Source organism: Plantibacter sp. H53, from assembly GCF_001650455.1.
GTDB classification, from domain to species: Bacteria; Actinomycetota; Actinomycetes; order Actinomycetales; family Microbacteriaceae; genus Plantibacter; species Plantibacter flavus_A.
The window spans coordinates 1-17367 of sequence record NZ_LWCT01000035.1; the positions used below are offsets into that span (position 1 = coordinate 1).

Here is a 17367-nt window from a genome sequence, read left to right on the forward strand (position 1 = left end):
GCGGGGACCGTGGTCCGGGCGGGGCGCTGCGACTTCGGAACGCGGTTGGGTAAGGCTAACCTTATCCGACGTCGACCATAGCGCCTGACACCGAGGGTGTCCAGATACAATCGGCGGATGACCGATCCGGCCCCCGACCCCAGCCTCCCAGACGGCCGCACGGTCGGCGACGACCGCTGGTTCCCGCCGACACCGCCGCAGCCGGACGCACCGCACGAGCCGTCCACGGCGTCGCGGGTGATCGGGATCGTCCTCGCGTTCCTCGTCGGTCTGGCGTACGGCGCCATCGGCACGGTCGCGCACGCCTGGGCGCCCTCCGTCCTCGGCGTCGCTCTCCCGGTCGGGCTGGTGCTCGGCATCCTCGGTGTGGCCATGCTCCTGGTCGGACTCCGGATCGTCCTGGGAGACCGGCTCGCAGCGTCGGCAGCGGCACTCGGGGTCATCCTCATGATCGGGATCCTGCTGCTCGAGAGCACCGGTGGCTCCGTCCTCATCCCGCAGAGCGTCTCGGGCCTCGTCTGGACCATCGCCCCCGGCCTCATCGCCGTCCTTGTCGTGGCGTGGCCGAAGCTCCCGGAGCGCGCCCGCAAGCGCGACGACCGTCCCGCGGGACCGACGCCCGAACCGCTCCCCGTCTCGCCGCAGGCGTAGACTGGACAACTCAGTGCTCGTGAAGGGAGCCACCCGCCCGTGACCTACGTGATCGCCCTGCCGTGCGTCGATGTCAAGGACCGCGCCTGCATCGACGAATGCCCCGTCGACTGCATCTACGAGGGTGAACGGTCGCTCTACATCCACCCCGACGAATGCGTCGACTGCGGTGCGTGCGAGCCGGTCTGCCCGGTGGAGGCCATCTACTACGAGGACGACCTTCCCGAGGAGTGGGCGGACTACTACAAGGCCAATGTCGAGTTCTTCGACGAGGTCGGTTCCCCGGGCGGGGCCGCGAAGGTCGGCGTGATCCCCTCGGACCACCCGCTCATCGCCGCCCTGCCGCCCCAAGCCCACGAGTAGTCGCGTGGCACTGCAGCCGCTGCCCGACTACCCCTGGGACCTCATGGTCCCGTATGCGGAGCAGGCCCGTCGGCACCCCGACGGCATCGTCGACCTCTCGATCGGTTCGCCGGTCGATCCGACTCCCGGCCTCATCCGGGATGCGCTCCGGGCGGCCACGGACGCGCACGCGTACCCGACCACGATCGGCACGACCGAACTCCGGCAGGCGATCGTCGACTGGTTCGCGCGCCGTCGTGGCGTCGACGGGCTCACCCTCGACGCCGTCCTCCCGACGATCGGCTCGAAGGAACTCGTCGCGCTGCTCGCCTTTCTCCTCGGCCTGGGCGCCGGCGACACCGTGGTCCACCCCGTGGCCGCCTACCCGAGCTACGCGGTCGGCGCGGCGATCGCCGGAGCCGAGGCGTTCGCGTCCGACGACCCCGCCGAATGGCCGGAGAGCACCCGGCTGGTCTGGCTGAATTCCCCCGGCAACCCCGACGGTCGTGTCCTGTCGGTCGACGAGCTGCGGGCAGCCCGAGCCAGAGCCCGCGAACTGGGCGCCGTCCTCGTGGGCGACGAATGCTACGCGGAACTCGGCTGGGAGGGGGAGTGGTCCGACACGCCGACCCCGTCCGTGCTCGATCCGCGCGTGACCGACGGCGACACCGAGGGCGTCCTCGCGATCTACTCCCTGAGCAAGCAGTCCAACCTCGCCGGCTACCGTGCCGCGTTCCTCGCGGGCGACGAGCGCCTGGTGCGTCGGCTGGTCACCGTCCGGAAGCACGCGGGTCTCATGCTGCCGGCCCCGCTGCAGGCCGCCATGGTCGCGGCGCTCGGCGACGACGCCCACGTCGCGGAGCAGAAGGCCCGGTACCGCGCCCGACGTGAGGTGCTGCTCCCGGCCGTCCGCGAGGCCGGGTTCCGGGTCGACCGCAGCGAGGCGGGACTGTACCTGTGGATCACCGAGGGCCAGGACGCCTGGGTGAGTATCGACCGCTTGGCGTCGATCGGTGTCCTTGCTGGCCCGGGGGTGTTCTACGGCGAGGCCGGGCCGCAGCACGTGCGGCTCTCCCTGACCGCCACCGACGAGCGCATCGCGGCCGCCGCGGCCAGACTTCGAGGCCTCCGCCCGATTTCGGGGTGAACTCCAAGGAAGTCGCCGGATCACTGTGGGAAACAACAGTTGGGTCCGAAGCCGATTAGGCTGTATGTGACACGCCGTCGTATCGGAGGGCGATGTCGAGTCCCTATCGCACGAAGATATGAGGAGGCGCCGTGGGCGACGTCGAGAAACAGGCTTCCACCGAGACGCATCAGGTCACCCTGAACTACCCCGGCGGAACGGCCGAATTCCCGATCCACCAGTCAGCCCAGGGCGCGTCGAGTATCGACATCTCCTCGCTCACGCGGCAGACCGGCCTGACCACGCTCGACTACGGGTTCGTCAACACCGCGGCGACCAAGTCGGCGATCACGTACATCGACGGCGACCAGGGCATCCTGCGCTACCGCGGCTACCCGATCGAGCAGCTCGCCAAGCAGTCGACCTTCCTCGAGGTCGCCTGGCTGCTCATCCACGGGGAACTCCCGACGGCCGATGAACTCGGCGGATTCGACGAGAAGATCCGACGCCACACGCTCCTCCACGAGGACCTCAAGCGGTTCTTCTCCGCGCTCCCGCACACGGCCCACCCGATGGCCGTCCTGTCGAGCGCCCTGCAGGCCATGTCGACCTACTACGAGTCGGACGCCAATCCGCACGATCCCGACCACGTCGAGCTCACGACCGTCCGCATGCTCGCGAAGCTGCCGGTGATCGCGGCCTACGCGCACAAGAAGTCGGTCGGGCAGGCGTTCCTCTACCCCGACAACTCGCTGAGCTTCGTCGACAACTTCCTCAAGCTGAACTTCGGCAACCTCGCCGAGCCCTACGAGATCGATCCCGTCCTGTCGAAGGCGCTCGACCTCCTGCTCATCCTGCACGAGGACCACGAGCAGAACGCCTCGACCTCCACGGTCCGCCTCGTCGGCTCGACCGGAGCGAACCTCTACGCCTCGGTGTCCGCCGGTATCAACGCCCTGTCGGGTCCGCTGCACGGTGGCGCGAACGAGGCTGTCCTGCAGATGCTCGGCCGGATCCAGGAGTCCGGCGAGGGCGTGCAGCGCTTCGTCGACCGCGTGAAGAACAAGGAAGACGGCGTGAAGCTCATGGGCTTCGGGCACCGCGTCTACAAGAACTACGACCCGCGCGCCAAGCTCGTCAAGGAGAGCGCCGGCGAGGTGCTCCGTGCCCTCGGTATCAACGACCCGCTGCTCGACCTCGCTCAGGAGCTCGAGCAGATCGCCCTCGAGGACGACTACTTCAAGGAGCGCAAGCTCTACCCGAACGTCGACTTCTACACCGGTGTCATCTACAAGGCGATGGGCTTCCCGACGCGGATGTTCACGGTGCTCTTCGCCATCGGACGCCTGCCCGGGTGGATCGCCCACTGGCGTGAGATGAACCTCGACCCCCAGACGAAGATCGGTCGCCCGCAGCAGCTGTACACGGGCTCGCCCGAGCGGCCCTTCCCGACGCGCTAGTCCCGTCCGGTTCGGTCCCTGAGCCTGTCGAAGGGCGGCCCCGCATCCACCTCGGATGCGGGGCCGTTCTGCGTACCGGGAGGCTGGGGTCAGGCGTGCAGTGCCGCGTTCAGCTCGACGCCCGAGCCCGAGCGGGGGAGCACCTCGACGGCACCGGTGAGCGAGTTCCGACGGAACAGGAGGTTCGGGACACCCGACAGCTCGACCGCCTTGACCGTACGCGGCGCGCCTTCGGCCGTGGCCGCAGCACCCGCGAGGACGACCTTGGTGCCCGCGGTCACGTAGAGACCCGCCTCGACCACCGAGTCGTCGCCGATCGAGATGCCGATGCCGGAGTTGGCGCCGAGGAGGGCGCGCTGACCGATCGCCACCCGCTGCGTCCCGCCGCCCGAGAGCGTCCCCATGATCGACGCACCACCCCCGATGTCGCTGCCGTCGCCGACGACGACGCCCTGCGAGATGCGTCCTTCGACCATCGACGCACCGAGGGTCCCGGCGTTGAAGTTGACGAAGCCCTCGTGCATGACGGTGGTGCCCGGTGCCAGGTGGGCGCCGAGCCGGACGCGCGAGGCGTCGGCGATCCGGACCTTGTCGGGCGTCACGTAGTCGAGGAGTCTCGGGAACTTGTCGATGCCGGTCGCGTGGATGCCGGCGCGGAGGAGCGACGGTCGGAGGCGGTCGAAGTCCGCGGGGTGGACGGGGCCGGCGTTGGTCCAGACGACGATGGGGAGGTGCGCGAAGACGCCGTCGAGCGAGATCGAGTTCGGCTGGACGAGCAGGTGGCTGAGCAGGTGCAGCCGCAGGTAGGCGTCCGGGGTGCTCTGCGGAGCGGCCTGCAGCTCGATCTCGACCGTGACGATGTCGATGCGAACGGCCCGGCGCTCGTCGTCGGTCGCGAGGGCCTCGAGGTCTGCGGGGGCGATCCAGCGGTCGCGGCCCTCGGGGATCCGTCCGAGCGAGGGCTCGGGGAACCAGGTGTCGAGCACGGTGCCGTCGGCGGCGATGGTCGCGAGGCCGGAGCCCCAAGCGTGAGTCGGAACAGGGGTCTCGGCAGGCACAGCGGTCATGGCTCCAGGGTACCGGCCAACACTCAGGTCGACGGCCAATACACTGGTGCCATGCCAGCCGAAGTCCCCGTACTCGACCTGTCCGTCTCCTCGGTGGAACTCACCCAGCAGCTGTGCGACATCGCCTCCGTCTCGGGGGATGAAGCCCGCATCGCCGACGCGATCGAGGCGTCGCTCGAGGGTCTCGAGCACCTGACGATCGTGCGCGACGGCGACACGGTGGTCGCTTCCACCTCGCTCGGACGTGCACAGCGGGTCATCATCGCCGGCCACATCGACACCGTCCCGATCAACGGAAACGTCCCGACCCGGTTCGAGGAGCGCGACGGCGAGGCGGTGCTCTGGGGTCGGGGGACGGTCGACATGAAGGGCGGCGTCGCGGTCCAGCTGAAGCTCGCGGCCGAGCTCACCGATCCCATCGTCGACATCACCTGGATGTGGTACGACAACGAGGAGGTCGCATCCGACCTCAACGGCCTCGGGCGTCTCGCGCGGAACCGTCTCGACCTCTTCGTCGGGGACTTCGCGATCCTCGGCGAGCCGAGCAACGCCGGCATCGAGGGCGGCTGCAACGGAACGCTCCGCGTCCACGTGAGCGCCCACGGCAAGCGCTCGCATGCGGCCAGGAGCTGGGTCGGCGTCAACGCGATCCACGCGATCTCACCGGTCCTCGCGACGCTCGCCTCGTACACGCCACGGGAGGTCGAGGTCGACGGGCTCGTCTACCGGGAGGGCGTCAACGCGGTCGGGATCACCGGCGGCGTCGCCGGGAACGTGATCCCCGACCTCGTCACCGTCGAGGTGAACTACCGCTTCGCTCCGAGCCGGACGGGTGCCGAGGCGCTCGCCCACCTCGAGGAGCTCTTCTCCGGCTTCGAGGTCGTGCAGACGGACGTCGCGGAGGGTGCTCGTCCCGGGCTCGACGCGCCGATCGCCCAGGACTTCCTGGCCGCGGTCGGCGGCACACCGGCCCCGAAGTACGGCTGGACGGACGTCGCACGCTTCTCCGCACTCGGCGTCCCCGCCGTCAACTACGGACCGGGTGACCCGCTCCTCGCCCATGCCGACGACGAGCGCGTCCCGCTCGCGCACATCGAGGACTGTGAGCGCGGGCTCCGCGCCTGGCTGACCGGGCCCGATGGTCGCTGACGCGGCCCACTCGACCGAGGTCGAGGAGCGGCCGTCGATGCTCCGGCGCTGGGCCCGCCTGCCCTGGTGGGGGCGGATCGTCATCGTGTACGTGTTGTCCCGCCTGGTGACGACCGTGATGTTCGCGGTCGCGAGTCTGCTGCAGGCGCCGGACTCCCGGTTCGGCGCGTTCCCCTCGCTGGGGACGCTCGCCGCCGGCTGGGACGGACAGTGGTACTGGTGGATCGCGACGTACGGCTACCCGACCCAGCTGCCGCTCGACGACGCCGGCCGGGTCGCGGAGAACGCGTGGGCGTTCATGCCGGTGTATCCAGGGGTCGTCAAGGCGCTCTCGGTCGTCACCTTCCTGCCGTGGCCGGTCATGGCCGTGATCGTCTCGCTGTGCTGTGGCTTGGGGGCGGCCCTGCTGTTCCACCGGCTCCTGCGCATCCGCCTCGGCGATGAACGGGCGATGTTCGCCGTCGTGCTGTTCTGCATCGCCCCGCTCAGCGCCCTGTTCCAGGTCGCCTACGCCGAATCGATGTTCCTGCTGCTGCTGACGCTCGCGCTGCTCCTGCTCGTGACGCGCCGGTACGGCTGGCTCCTCGCGGTCATCCCGGTCATGGCGTTCACCCGCCCCGGAGTCCTGGCCTTCTCGCTCCTGCTGGGCCTCCATCTCATCGTGCGGATCGTCACGCGACACCGCGACCCGCTCGCGCGCCGGGAGGTCGTCCTCATCCTCGCGGGCGGGGCACTCGCCGCCGTCGCCGGATTCGCGTGGATGGTCATCGCCGGCCTCGTCACCGGGACGCCGGAGGCCTACCTCGAGACGGAGCTGGCGTGGCGGGCCGCCTTCATCGGGGAGCAACCCCTCGTCCCGTTCTCCGCCTGGATCCAAGGCGGCCAGTTCTGGTTCGGGGATGGCCCGGGGATCGCCGTCGTCGTAGCGGTCTTCGTCGGCTCCGTCGTGCTCCTGTTCCTCCCGCCGGTGCGTCGGCTCGGAGCCGACCTCCGGTTGTGGGTGGGGTCGTACCTCCTCTACCTCTTCGCGGTGTTCTTCCCGCAGACGAGTGTCTTCCGGCTGCTCATCCCGGTCTTCCCGCTCCTCGGTGCGGTCGCCGTCCCACGGAACCGCTGGTACCGCGGCGGCGTCGTCATCGTCTCGCTGGCGCTGCAGTGGTGTTGGATCTTCGTCATGTACGGCCTCGCGAACGCGTATTGGACCATTCCCTGAGCGCGGATCGGGCGTCATCCTGCGCCTCGCCGCGCTCAGGATTATCACGAGCCCCCGTGATACGAGATAATAGGGGTCAGTCGAACAACGAGAGGGGACTCGCATGGCCGCAATGAAGCCACGCACCGGAGACGGGCCAATGGAGGCCGTGAAGGAGGGTCGGCTCATCATCGTGCGAGTGCCTCTTGAAGGGGGAGGGCGTCTCGTCGTGTCGGTCAACGACGCAGAGGCTCAAGAACTGCATGATGCACTCGCGGGTGTGGTGAGCGCGGGCTGATCCCCGTCACCGACGCCGCATGAGTCGAGAACCGGCCGTCATCACTGCTCTCAGAGTCAGGATGGCGGCCGGTTCGTCGTCGTGCGGAGGAGGGCTCAGAGGTTCGGTTTGGTGATCTGCAGGAGGCCGTCGCCGGCGGGGGACAGGGCGCTGACAACCGCGTCGGACGCGGAGATCTCCTGGACGAGCGAACGGAAGAGTCCTGTGGTCTCGTCCCGCTGAGCCGGATCGGCCACGCGACCTCGCCAGAGCGCATGCGGGACGAGCACGGTGCCGCCGGGACGCACCAGTCGGAGTCCGTGCTCGACGTACTCGATGACCGATCCTGGGTCGCCGTCGACGAGGACGAGGTCGTAGGAGTTCTCGTTCATCCGCGGCAGGACGTCGAGCGCGCTGCCGGTGATGAGGCGGATGCGGTTGGTCGTGATGCCGGCCTCCGTGAACGCCGCGCGTGCTTGCTGCTGGTGCACGATCTCGGTGTCGATGGACGTCAGCACCGCGCTCGTGGCACCGCGGAGCAGCCAGAGCCCGGAGACGCCGGTGCCGGTCCCCACCTCGACGATGGACTCCGCGCGGGTGGCCGCGGCCACCACCGCGATCTGCGCGCCGATCGCCGGGGAGATCGGTTCGACACCCAGTTCGTGCGCGTGAGCGCGGGCCGTGAGCATCGCCGCGCTCTCGACGACCACGTCGCCCGCGTACTTCCAGTTGAGATTGTGTTCTGACACCTTGCCTCCAGATCCCAGCGTATGGCCTGGAACTGCTCCGACAGCTGAGGCTCGCGCGGTAGTCTGATGTCGTGTTCGGTCTGACCTTCGACAAACTCCTCATCATCGGGGTCATCGCCGTGTTCCTGCTGGGTCCGGAACGGCTGCCGTACTACGCCTCGCAACTGGCGCGACTCGTCCGCACCCTCCGCGACCTCGCCTCCGGTGCCAAGGACCGGATGCGCGAGGAGATGGGGCCGGAGTTCGACGAGGTCGACTGGAAGAAGCTCGACCCACGTCAGTACGATCCGAGGCGCATCATCCGCGAGGCGCTCCTCGACGACGAGCCCCCGGTGACGCCGACGGTCGCGACGACCGCTCCGCTCGACGCGGCTCCCGCGGCCGCCGCTGCAGCCGTTCCGTCGCTCGAGAAACCGAAGTCGATCCAGGCGGCGACCGACGAGCGCCTGCGCCGACTCGCAGCCGGGGAGACCGCCGCGCCCCCGTTCGACCTCGAAGCCACCTGAGTCCGCTTCGGTCGCACGCGTCCGACCCGGACGGCTCAGTTCGTGCTGACGCCGAGACGGCGACCGGCGAGGCCACGCGGTCTGGCAGCGAGCTGTCCGGCCAGCCGGAGGATCTCGGCGGCCGCGGGATCCGTCGGATCCGAGAGCACGATCGGCAGCCCGGCGTCTCCACCTTCCCGAAGCGGGACGCTGAGCGGGACCGAGGCGAGGAGCGGTACCGGTGCGTCCTGGCCGATCGACAACCGCGCTGCGAGCGCCTCGCCACCCCCTGAGCCGAACAGCTGCAGGATGCTGCCGTCGGGCTGGGGGAGACCCGCCATGTTCTCGATGACGCCGTGGACGCGCTGCCCGGTCTGGCGCGCAACCACGCCGCTGCGCTCGGCCACCTCGGCGGCGGCCGGCTGCGGTGTCGTGACGACGAGCACCTCGGCGTGGGGGAGCAGCTGGCCGATGGAGATGGCGACGTCCCCGGTGCCGGGCGGGAGGTCGAGGAGCAGGACGTCGAGGTCGCCGAAGAACACGTCGGTCAGGAACTGCTGGATGGTGCGGTGGAGCATCGGTCCGCGCCAGGCGACGGCGACGGCGGTGGTGCCGTCCGTCGGTGCGTCGATGAACATGCCGATCGAGACGACCTTCACGCCGTGGGCGACCGGTGGCAGGATCATGTCGCCGACCTGCGTCGGTTTGACGGCCACGCCGTCCTCGACCAGGCCGAGGAGCCCCGGGATGGAGAACCCGTGGACGTCCGCGTCGACCAGGCCGACCCGCAGACCACTGGCGGCGAGTGCGACGGCCAGGTTCGCGGTCACCGTCGACTTCCCGACACCGCCTTTGCCGCTCGTCACGGCGTACACACGGGTCAGTGAGTCCGGGCCGAACGGGATGCCGCGGGCGCTGCGGCCGCCTCGCAGGCGCTCCGTGAGCGCTTGACGCTCCGCCGTCGACATCACCTGGACGTCGACCGCGACGCTCGTGACCCCGAGGGTCGCCGCGGTGGCCTCACGCACGTCGCGCTCGATGCTCGCCGCTGCCGGGCAGCCGACGATCGTGAGCTTGATCGTGACGTCGGCCGCGCCGTCATCGTCCACCGTGATCGGGCCGACCATGTCGAGTTCGGTGATCGGTTTGCGGATCTCGGGGTCGATGACGCGGGCGAGAGCAGTCCTGATCCGCTCGGCGAGGCCGGTGTCAGCGGCGTCGGCGTCAGCCACGCCGACGCTCGGGCCCGTCGTGTTCGGGCTGGTCGGCGCGATCCCGATCGAGTTCCTCGAGCAGGGAGCGCAGTTCGGCGCGGATGAAGTCCTTCGACGCCATGTCCTTCAGGGCCAGGCGCAACGCGACGACCTCACGGGCGAGGTACTCGGTGTCGGCGAGGTTCCGTTCGGACCGCTGCCGGTCCTGCTCGATCTGCACGCGGTCGCGGTCGTCCTGGCGGTTCTGGGCGAGCAGGATGAGCGGCGCCGCGTAGGAGGCCTGGAGGGAGAGCACGAGCGTCAGGGCGACGAAACCGATGTCGACGGAGTCGAACCGGAGGGCGAGCGGTCCGTAGGTGTTCCAGCCGATCCAGAGGATGACGAAGAGCGTGAGGCCGAGCAGGAACCACGGGGTGCCCATCGCCCGCGCGATCCACTCCGTGAAGCGGCCGAAGCGGTCGCGCGAGGCCGGCGCGCGGCGGATGGACCGCACGGAACTGCGAAGTCCCTTCGGAGCGTCGAGCCTGATCTCATTGCGGGGAGCTCGTGCCACGACCTGCCCTCCTTCCGTTCGATCCGAGCCGCTGTTCCGACGGCGGGAGTTCGTCGTTCTCGTCGATGCTGCGCCAGTCGTCGGGGAGCAGGTAGTCGAGCACGTCGTCGATCGTCACGACCCCGAGCAGGCGGTGCTGTTCGTCGACGACGGGCACCTGGACGAGGTTGTAGCTGGCGAGGATCCGCGAGACCTCGGCGGCGGAGGTACGGACGCCCACCGGGTCGAGGCTCTGATCGAGCAGCGTGCCGAGGCGCTCGTGCGGCGGGTAACGGAGCATCCGCTGGAAGTGCACCATCCCGAGGAAGCGTCCGGTGGGCGACTCGTACGGCGGCAGGGTGATGCACACGCCTGCGGCCAGCGCGGGAGCCAGCTCGGAGCGGCGGATCGACGCGAGGGCCTCCGCGACGGTGGCGTCGGCGGAGAGGATGATCGGCTCGGTCGTCATGAGACCACCCGCGGTCTCCGGGTCGAACCGGAGCAGCATGCGGACGTCCTCCGCCTCCTCCGGTTCCATGAGCTCGAGGAGGTGCTCTCCGCGATCCTCGGGGAGCTGGGCGATGAGGTCGGCGGCGTCGTCGGGCTGCATCTGGTCGAGGACGTCAGCCGCGCGGTCGTCGTCGAGCTGGCCGAGGATCTGCACCTGGTCGGTCTCGGGCATCTCCTCGAGCACGTCCGCGAGTCGGTCGTCGGACAGCTCCTCAGCGACCTCGATCATCCGGTCGCGCGGGAGGTCGAGGAGCGTGTTCGCGAGGTCGGCCGGTTTCAGGTCGGCGTAGGTCGCGATGAGCTGCTCGGCGGACTGCGCCTCGCCGAGTTCCTGCTCCTCGCGCAGCTCGTTCCAGGTGGCGAAGGTCGTCGGGCCCTTCACGAAGGGGGAGGCGGTGGTCTTCGGGCGGCGGACGAACAGCTGCGACACCTGCCACTCGCCGGGCCCCTGCTCCTCGATGGCGACATCCTCGATCGTCGCCTCCTCGCCGGTGGTCCGGAAGACGACACGTCGGCCGAAGAGTTCGGCGATCACGCGTACCTCGCCACCGCGCTGCTCGAACCGGCGGACGTTGATGAGTCCCGTGGTGATGATCTGCCCGGCACCGATGCTCGTCACGCGGCCGATCGAGACGAACACGCGGCGCTTGCCGGGGATCTCGACGATGAGGCCGACGACCCGCGGTGGTTTGCCGGTGCGGTAGACGACGAGCACGTCCCTGACCTTGCCGACACGATCGCCCGCGGGGTCGAAGACGGTGCACCCGGCGAGCCTGGCGACGAACACTCTGGTTGCACTCACGACTACTAACCTACCCGCCGGTGGTCGGCCTGGAGTGCCCGCTCCGGGCGGGGTGAGAGGATGGAGGTATGAGTGATCCGCGACAGTTCGGCCGGAAGGGCGCCCCGGCGCTCGGCGTCATCCCGCGAGGCGAGACGGTGGCCAGCTACGAGAGCTACGAGTCCGCGCAGGCCGCGATCTCGTCGCTCGCCCACACCGATTTCCCGGTCAAAGAGATCTCGATCGTCGGCAGCGATCTCAAGAGCGTCGAACGCGTCACCGGTCGCCTCAGCTACGGCCGTGCTGCGGGAGCCGGTGCGGTCAGCGGTGCCTGGCTCGGACTGTTCCTCGGGCTCGTCCTCGTCATCTTCAACCCCGAGACGAACCTCATGCTGCTCGGTGCCGCGGTGCTCATGGGTGCTGCGTTCGGCATGCTGTTCGGCATCGTGTCGTACTCGGTGACCCGCAAGCGGCAGGAGTACACCTCGGCCACGCTCGTCGTCGCGACGCGCTACGACCTCATCGTCGGCGGTGAGCTCGCGAACCGTGCACGCAACCTCATGGAGCGCGGCCCGGAGTCCGACGCGGGCTGATCCAGCCGCGTCAGGCTCCGAGCCGTCGCCCGACGGACGGGCTCAGCGCGCGAGCCAGGCCTCGACCTCGTCCGCGGTGCGCGGGATGCCGGCGGAGAGGTTCTCCGCGCCGTCCTCGGTGACGAGGATGTCGTCCTCGATCCGGACGCCGATGCCGCGGTACTCCTCGGGGACCGTGAGGTCGTCGACCTGGAAGTAGAGGCCGGGCTCGATGGTGAAGACCATGCCTGGCTCGATCACGGCGTCGGCGTACATCTCGCGACGTGCCTGGGCGCAGTCGTGCACGTCGGTGCCGAGGTGGTGGCTCGTCCCGTGCACCATGTACCGCCGGTGCTGCTCGTTCTCCTTCAGGAGGGCTTCCTCAGCGGTGACGGGGAGCAGGCCCCACTCGGCGGTCTTGCGTGCGATGACCGCCATCGCGGCCGCGTGCACCTCGCGGAACCGGATGCCGGGGCGGACGATGGCGAAGGCCTCGTCGGCCGCCTCGCGGACGGCCTCGTAGACCCGGCGCTGGACCTCGGTGAACGTGCCGGACACCGGGAGCGTGCGGGTGATGTCGGCGGTGTAGTAGCTGTCGAGCTCGACGCCGGCGTCGATGAGGATGAGGTCGCCCGGGACGACCCGTCCGTCGTTGCGTGTCCAGTGGAGGATGCAGGCGTGCGGTCCTGCGGCGGCGATGGTCTCGTAACCGACGCCGTTCCCATCGGCGCGAGCCCGCCCGGCGAAGACGCCCTCGACGATGCGCTCGCCGCGCTCGTGAGCGAGGATCTTCGGGAGTTCGGCGATGACGTCGTCGAAGCCGCGCGCGGTCGCGTCGACGGCGAGACGCATCTGCGCGATCTCGTAGGCGTCCTTCACGAGGCGCATCTCCGACACGGCGCGCGTCAGCTCGTCGTCGACGTCGACCGTGAGATCGGCGGCGTCGGCCGTGAACGCCGAGAGGTCGGCGGTCGTGACCGCGAGGTCGGCCGCCACCTGGGCGAGCGACGGACGTGCACCGATCCAGAACTCGCCGATCGCGGCGTTCGTGTAGAACTCGTCGGTGTCGCGGCCCGCTCGCTCTCGGAAGTACAGGGTCGCGGTGTGGCCGGACCCCTCGGGATCGAGCACGAGGACGCTGTCTGGTTCGGTGTCGGCCGCCCAGCCGGTGTAGTACGAGAAGGCGGAGTGCGCCCGGTACAGGTAGTCGGTGTCGTTCGACCGCTGCTTCATCCCGCCCGCGGGGAGGACGAGACGCTGACCGGGGAACTGAGCGGACAGGCGTTCACGACGAGCCGCTGCCAGGCCGGCGGTCTCCCGCGGCTCCGGCAGGACCTCGGGGCGGTCCGCCCACCCGGTGCCGATGAAGGCACGGAAGCCCTCGGACCAGGCGGCCGCCCGGTTGGAGGTCGCCTCGGTCTGGACGGTGTTCGAACTGGATGTGTCTGCGGAAGTCGCCATGCCTCCATTGTCGCACTGCGGTGGCGACAGGTGCCCGTCGCTCAGCCCGCCGTGCGGGGGAGCAGCGTCGCGACCACGGGCCGGTGATCGCTGCCGGTGCCGTCGACGTCGGTGAGGACGCGAGCCGACACGGTGACCCATCCCGGTGACGCCATGACATGGTCGATCGGCGCGCCGAGGACCGCCGGGAGCTCGGTCGGCCAGGTACCGAGCCCGGCTGCCGCGTCGGCCGCGGCGGCGTCGTGGCATGCGCCCAGGTCGCCGACGCCGCGCAATCCGGCGAGGTGGTCGAGCGTCGCGTTGAAGTCACCGGCCATGATCATGTCCGCGTCGTCGGTGCAGCGGTCGGCGAGATCGGCGAGTTCCGAACGCCAGTCGTCGAGCCGACTCGGTAGTGGGGCCGTGGTGTGGACGGCGACGAGGGTCGGTCCGCGACCGAGGACCGGATCGGCGATGAGGGTCTCTGAGCGTTCGATGGCGGTCGGCCCGGTCGCCGTCGGTGCACGGACCGCGTACTCGCCGAGTCCGGTGCTGATGAGGAGGCTCGTCCCTTCTGCGTCGGCGGCGGTCGAATGCGCCACCATCGGCCGTCCGGCGGCGGTCATCGTGGCGGCGACGACCGCCGCGGTGTCGGACGAGGTCTCCGGGAGGGCGACGACGTCGGCGCCCTCACGCACCGCGATCGCCGCGATCGTCCCGGGGTCGACGGCGTCGCCGAGGGTGTTCCAGGCGAGGACCGTGACCTGATCCGCGAGATCGGTCGCCTCACCGGCGACCATCTGATCGTCGACCCCGCGGTTGGCGGTGACGACGGCGCCGGTGACCGAGACCGCGGCGAGGACGACCGCCAGGATGGCGGGGAGCACGCGGCGGGATCCCCGGACCATGATCGTCGTCACGAGGCAGAGGAGGGCGCCGCCGGCGGCGGCGATCGCCACGACGAGGCGGAACGCGCTCAGTTGGACGACGACCTGGGCCTGTTCGAGACCGAACAGGCCGGGGAGGACGGCCACGACCAGCAGGGCCGTGGTCGCGATCGCGAGCACGGCCGCGATGACGCCACCGACGGTCTTCAGCACCCGCGTCAGCGTAGGCGAGCGGTCTGGGAGTCCTCGGGGCGGGACCTGCGACTAGGGTGGAAGCGTGGTGAGCGCTCGAGACATGCACGGCCCCGCCGATCTGCACACGCACTCGAGCGTCTCGGACGGCACGGAGACGCCGACGCAGCTGATGCGCGCTGCCGGTGCCGCAGGGCTCGGCACGATCGCCCTCACCGACCACGACTCCACCGCCGGCTGGGCCGAGGCGGCCGTCGAGTCGCGTCGCCAGGGCATCACGCTACTCCCCGGAATGGAACTGAGCACCCGCTACGAGTGGCGGAGTGTGCACCTGCTCGCGTACCTCATCGATCCGCTGAACGGCGACCTGCTCCAGGAGACCGCGAAGATCCGGGAGTCCCGGCTCCGGCGGGCCGAAGGCATCGTGGCACGCATCGGTGACGACTACCCGCTGTCCTGGTCGGACGTCCTCGCGCAGACCCGCGAAGGCGCGACTGTCGGCCGGCCCCACATCGCCGACGCCCTCGTCGCCCTCGGGATCGTGGCCGACCGTGGTGAAGCCTTCGACGGCATCCTGCATCCGCGCACCGGGTACTACGCGCCGCACTACGCGCCCGACCCGCTCACGGCGGTCAAGCTCGTCCGCGCCGCCGGTGGTGTCCCGGTGATCGCCCACCCGGTCCCGGCCGGTCGCGACCGGATGCTGCCCGAGCCGTACTTCCGCGAGCTCGCCGATGCGGGTCTGTTCGGGCTCGAGATCGAGCACCGCGAGAACACCGAGGAGGGCAAGGTCGTCGTGCGCCGGATCGCCTCAGAGCTGGGCCTCGTCGCTACCGGCTCGAGCGACTATCACGGCACCGGTAAGCCGAACCGCCTCGGCGAGAACACCACGGACATCGACGTGGTCCGGCGCATCGTGGGCGAGGCCACCGGCTCGGCGCCCGTCCTGCCCGACTGACCCGCGGCGCGTCGGGAGTTCCCGTCGAACCTCTTCCGGTCACTGAGCCTGTCGAAGTGCCCACGGGGCGTCCGGCTCCGAGCGCAGCGCTCGCGACATGCGGAACGCCCGCATCCGGAAGGGTGCGGGCGTTCTGCGTGGTGGATCTACGCCGTCGGTGCCGGGGGTGCGGTGCGGCGCGTCCGGCTCCGACGGCGGGGAGCGCTGTTGCCGTCGCGGTGCTCCGGACCGTGGCCGTCGTGCGTGCCTGCTGCGGGCGCGCTGCGGTCGACGGTGTCGGTCGAGGCGGCGTCGTGCGTCCGCGAGTGGGCGCGGGTGCTCGGCTGGGACTCGAGCCGGGTGCTGGTCGGCTGGGTGCGGTCGCCTCCGCGTCCGCCGCGCTCACCACCGCGACCGCCGCTGGTCCGCGAACCGTCGCGTCCGCCGCCGGTCCGGGAACCGTCGCGTCCGCCTGCGCTCCGCGAACCCTCGCGTCGCGGAGCGGGCTCGACGGCCTTGGCGGGCTTCAGTCGGCCCTTCGTGCCTTCGGCGATCCCGAGGTCGGTGAACAGGTGCGGGCTCGAGGAGTAGGTCTCCGTCGGCTCCGGCTGGCCGAACTCGAGGGCGCGGTTGATGAGCGCCCACTTGTGGAGGTCGTCCCAGTCGACGAACGTGACGGCGATACCCGTCTTCCCGGCACGACCGGTACGGCCGACGCGGTGGAGGTACGTCTTCTCGTCCTCGGGGATCGTGTGGTTGATGACGTGGGTGACGTCATCGACGTCGATGCCACGGGCGGCGACGTCGGTGGCGATCAGGACGTCGCGTTTGCCGGCCTTGAACGACGCCATCGCCCGCTCGCGCTGCTCCTGGTTCAGGTCGCCGTGTACCGCCGCCGCGTTGAACCCGCGGTCGGTCAGCTCCTCGACGAGCTTCGCGGCGGCACGCTTGGTCCGCGTGAAGATCACGGTCTTGCCGCGACCCTCGGCCTGCAGGATGCGCGAGATCACCTCGTCCTTGTCGAGCGAGTGCGCGCGGTAGATGAGGTGCTTGATGTTGGCCTGCGTGAGCCCCTCGTCGGGGTCGCTCGCCCGGATGTGGATCGGCTTGCTCATGAAGCGGCGGGCCAGGGCCACGATCGGACCGGGCATGGTCGCCGAGAACAGCATCGTGTGACGCGCGGCGGGGGTCTTGGAGAAGAGCTTCTCGATGTCGGCGAGGAAGCCGAGGTCGAGCATCTTGTCGGCCTCGTCGAGCACCATCTCGGTGATGCCCGAGAGGTCGAGGAGACGCTGGTTGTTGAGGTCGATGAGACGGCCGGGCGTGCCGACGACGATCTGGGCGCCGGCCTTCAGCTGCTCGATCTGCCCCTCGTAGGCCTTGCCGCCGTAGATGGAGACGAGCGTCGTGGACCGGTTCGAGATGAGGATCTCGATGTCCTCGGACACCTGGACGGCGAGTTCGCGGGTCGGGACGACGACGAGGGTCTTGACGCCGGGAGCCGGGTCGAGGCCGAGGCGCTGGACGATCGGGATGCCGAACCCGAAGGTCTTGCCCGTGCCCGTCTTGGCCTGGCCGATGATGTCCTGGCCGGCGAGCCCGAGCGGGATCGTCTGCTCCTGGATGGGGAATGGTTCGATGATGCCCTTGGACGTGAGGGCGTCGACGATGTCCTGGTCGACACCGAGATCAGAGAAAGTCACGGAGATACCTGTCAGTGCAGTCATGGTCTACACCTTCGATTGCACACAGGTGTAGGGCCCCGATCCGACGCCGGGGCACGGCTATTCTACCCGGGAGGTCC

Annotated in this window: 18 protein-coding genes; 10 read left to right on the forward strand and 8 right to left on the reverse strand. The window is 69.8% G+C overall.

From position 1 onward, the window contains the following. Window positions 1–117: 117 nt before the first annotated feature. The 4 genes from A4X17_RS13285 to A4X17_RS13300 all read left to right on the forward strand — a co-directional run bounded on the left by A4X17_RS13285 (window position 118) and on the right by A4X17_RS13300 (window position 3579). Window positions 118–651 carry a hypothetical protein gene (locus A4X17_RS13285; protein WP_082916169.1) on the forward strand — a complete coding sequence of 178 codons (534 nt, stop codon included), beginning with the start codon at window positions 118–120 and terminating at the stop codon, window positions 649–651. A 39-nt stretch (window positions 652–690) separates the two neighbouring features. After that, the gene (gene fdxA, locus A4X17_RS13290; protein WP_056007281.1) at window positions 691–1014 is read left to right on the forward strand and encodes a ferredoxin; all 324 of its coding nucleotides are present in this window, start codon (window positions 691–693) and stop codon (window positions 1012–1014) included. A gap of 4 nt (window positions 1015–1018) precedes the next feature. Then, window positions 1019–2140: a succinyldiaminopimelate transaminase gene (gene dapC / locus A4X17_RS13295; RefSeq protein WP_064296164.1), complete on the forward strand. Its 1122-nt coding sequence runs from the start codon at window positions 1019–1021 to the stop codon at window positions 2138–2140. Between the two features lie 179 nt (window positions 2141–2319). Beyond that, the gene (locus tag A4X17_RS13300) at window positions 2320–3579 is read left to right on the forward strand and encodes a citrate synthase (RefSeq protein ID WP_064296340.1); all 1260 of its coding nucleotides are present in this window, start codon (window positions 2320–2322) and stop codon (window positions 3577–3579) included. 89 nt (window positions 3580–3668) lie between these two features. Here the strand turns inward: A4X17_RS13300 and dapD are convergent, their stop codons facing one another. After that, window positions 3669–4646, reverse strand: a complete 978-nt coding sequence (gene dapD, locus A4X17_RS13305) for a 2,3,4,5-tetrahydropyridine-2,6-dicarboxylate N-succinyltransferase (protein ID WP_064296165.1) — start codon at window positions 4644–4646, stop codon at window positions 3669–3671. Window positions 4647–4697: 51 nt separating this feature from the next. Between dapD and dapE the strand changes: the two genes are divergently transcribed. The 3 genes from dapE to A4X17_RS18980 all read left to right on the forward strand — a co-directional run bounded on the left by dapE (window position 4698) and on the right by A4X17_RS18980 (window position 7285). Further along, a complete protein-coding gene (dapE, locus tag A4X17_RS13310; RefSeq protein WP_064296166.1) occupies window positions 4698–5795 on the forward strand; it encodes a succinyl-diaminopimelate desuccinylase in 1098 nt (365 codons plus the stop codon). Beyond that, window positions 5785–7008: a hypothetical protein gene (locus tag A4X17_RS13315; RefSeq protein WP_231884392.1), complete on the forward strand. Its 1224-nt coding sequence runs from the start codon at window positions 5785–5787 to the stop codon at window positions 7006–7008. The genes dapE and A4X17_RS13315 overlap by 11 nt, the downstream gene beginning before the upstream one ends. 103 nt (window positions 7009–7111) lie before the next feature. Continuing rightward, on the forward strand, window positions 7112–7285 hold the full coding sequence (locus A4X17_RS18980) for a DUF3117 domain-containing protein (RefSeq protein ID WP_079002123.1): 174 nt from the start codon (window positions 7112–7114) through the stop codon (window positions 7283–7285). Window positions 7286–7380: 95 nt separating this feature from the next. Here the strand turns inward: A4X17_RS18980 and A4X17_RS13320 are convergent, their stop codons facing one another. Further along, window positions 7381–8013, reverse strand: a complete 633-nt coding sequence (locus A4X17_RS13320) for an O-methyltransferase (protein WP_064296167.1) — start codon at window positions 8011–8013, stop codon at window positions 7381–7383. 71 nt (window positions 8014–8084) lie between these two features. On the opposite strand from A4X17_RS13320, the gene A4X17_RS13325 reads away from it, so the two are divergent. Then, a complete protein-coding gene (locus tag A4X17_RS13325) occupies window positions 8085–8519 on the forward strand; it encodes a hypothetical protein (RefSeq protein ID WP_064296168.1) in 435 nt (144 codons plus the stop codon). 35 nt (window positions 8520–8554) lie between these two features. Here the strand turns inward: A4X17_RS13325 and A4X17_RS13330 are convergent, their stop codons facing one another. Genes A4X17_RS13330 through A4X17_RS13340 form a run of 3 tightly spaced genes read right to left on the reverse strand, consistent with a single transcriptional unit; the run spans window position 8555 to window position 11556 of the window. After that, on the reverse strand, window positions 8555–9730 hold the full coding sequence (locus A4X17_RS13330; protein WP_064296169.1) for an Mrp/NBP35 family ATP-binding protein: 1176 nt from the start codon (window positions 9728–9730) through the stop codon (window positions 8555–8557). Further along, complete coding sequence (locus A4X17_RS13335) at window positions 9723–10265, reverse strand: DUF1003 domain-containing protein (RefSeq protein ID WP_064296170.1); 543 nt, start codon at window positions 10263–10265, stop codon at window positions 9723–9725. Before A4X17_RS13335 ends, A4X17_RS13330 begins: the two co-directional genes overlap by 8 nt. Continuing rightward, window positions 10243–11556 carry a magnesium transporter MgtE N-terminal domain-containing protein gene (locus tag A4X17_RS13340; protein WP_064296171.1) on the reverse strand — a complete coding sequence of 438 codons (1314 nt, stop codon included), beginning with the start codon at window positions 11554–11556 and terminating at the stop codon, window positions 10243–10245. Before A4X17_RS13340 ends, A4X17_RS13335 begins: the two co-directional genes overlap by 23 nt. Window positions 11557–11624: 68 nt before the next feature. On the opposite strand from A4X17_RS13340, the gene A4X17_RS13345 reads away from it, so the two are divergent. Continuing rightward, window positions 11625–12128, forward strand: a complete 504-nt coding sequence (locus A4X17_RS13345) for a general stress protein (protein WP_064296172.1) — start codon at window positions 11625–11627, stop codon at window positions 12126–12128. 42 nt (window positions 12129–12170) lie between these two features. Here A4X17_RS13345 and A4X17_RS13350 read toward each other — a convergent pair whose 3' ends face one another. Next, window positions 12171–13568 carry an aminopeptidase P family protein gene (locus tag A4X17_RS13350; RefSeq protein ID WP_064296173.1) on the reverse strand — a complete coding sequence of 466 codons (1398 nt, stop codon included), beginning with the start codon at window positions 13566–13568 and terminating at the stop codon, window positions 12171–12173. Window positions 13569–13609: 41 nt separating this feature from the next. After that, window positions 13610–14647: an endonuclease/exonuclease/phosphatase family protein gene (locus A4X17_RS13355; protein WP_064296174.1), complete on the reverse strand. Its 1038-nt coding sequence runs from the start codon at window positions 14645–14647 to the stop codon at window positions 13610–13612. Between the two features lie 82 nt (window positions 14648–14729). Here A4X17_RS13355 and A4X17_RS13360 point away from each other — a divergent pair, with 82 nt between their 5' ends. Further along, window positions 14730–15584 (forward strand): PHP domain-containing protein, encoded by an 855-nt coding sequence (locus A4X17_RS13360; RefSeq protein ID WP_064296175.1) that lies wholly within the window; start codon window positions 14730–14732, stop codon window positions 15582–15584. A gap of 146 nt (window positions 15585–15730) precedes the next feature. Here A4X17_RS13360 and A4X17_RS13365 read toward each other — a convergent pair whose 3' ends face one another. Beyond that, the gene (locus tag A4X17_RS13365) at window positions 15731–17290 is read right to left on the reverse strand and encodes a DEAD/DEAH box helicase (RefSeq protein ID WP_197479085.1); all 1560 of its coding nucleotides are present in this window, start codon (window positions 17288–17290) and stop codon (window positions 15731–15733) included. Window positions 17291–17367 lie beyond the last annotated feature (77 nt).

Coding starts and splice junctions, on each gene's coding strand:
- A4X17_RS13345 (WP_064296172.1), top strand. CDS start 11,625: ATGAGTGATCCGCGACAGTTCGGCCGGAAGGGCGCCCCGGCGCTCGGC.
- A4X17_RS13315 (WP_231884392.1), top strand. CDS start 5,785: ATGGTCGCTGACGCGGCCCACTCGACCGAGGTCGAGGAGCGGCCGTCG.
- A4X17_RS13360 (WP_064296175.1), top strand. CDS start 14,730: ATGCACGGCCCCGCCGATCTGCACACGCACTCGAGCGTCTCGGACGGC.
- A4X17_RS13365 (WP_197479085.1), bottom strand. CDS start 17,290: ATGACTGCACTGACAGGTATCTCCGTGACTTTCTCTGATCTCGGTGTC.
- dapE (WP_064296166.1), top strand. CDS start 4,698: ATGCCAGCCGAAGTCCCCGTACTCGACCTGTCCGTCTCCTCGGTGGAA.
- dapD (WP_064296165.1), bottom strand. CDS start 4,646: ATGACCGCTGTGCCTGCCGAGACCCCTGTTCCGACTCACGCTTGGGGC.
- A4X17_RS13350 (WP_064296173.1), bottom strand. CDS start 13,568: ATGGCGACTTCCGCAGACACATCCAGTTCGAACACCGTCCAGACCGAG.
- A4X17_RS13285 (WP_082916169.1), top strand. CDS start 118: ATGACCGATCCGGCCCCCGACCCCAGCCTCCCAGACGGCCGCACGGTC.
- A4X17_RS18980 (WP_079002123.1), top strand. CDS start 7,112: ATGGCCGCAATGAAGCCACGCACCGGAGACGGGCCAATGGAGGCCGTG.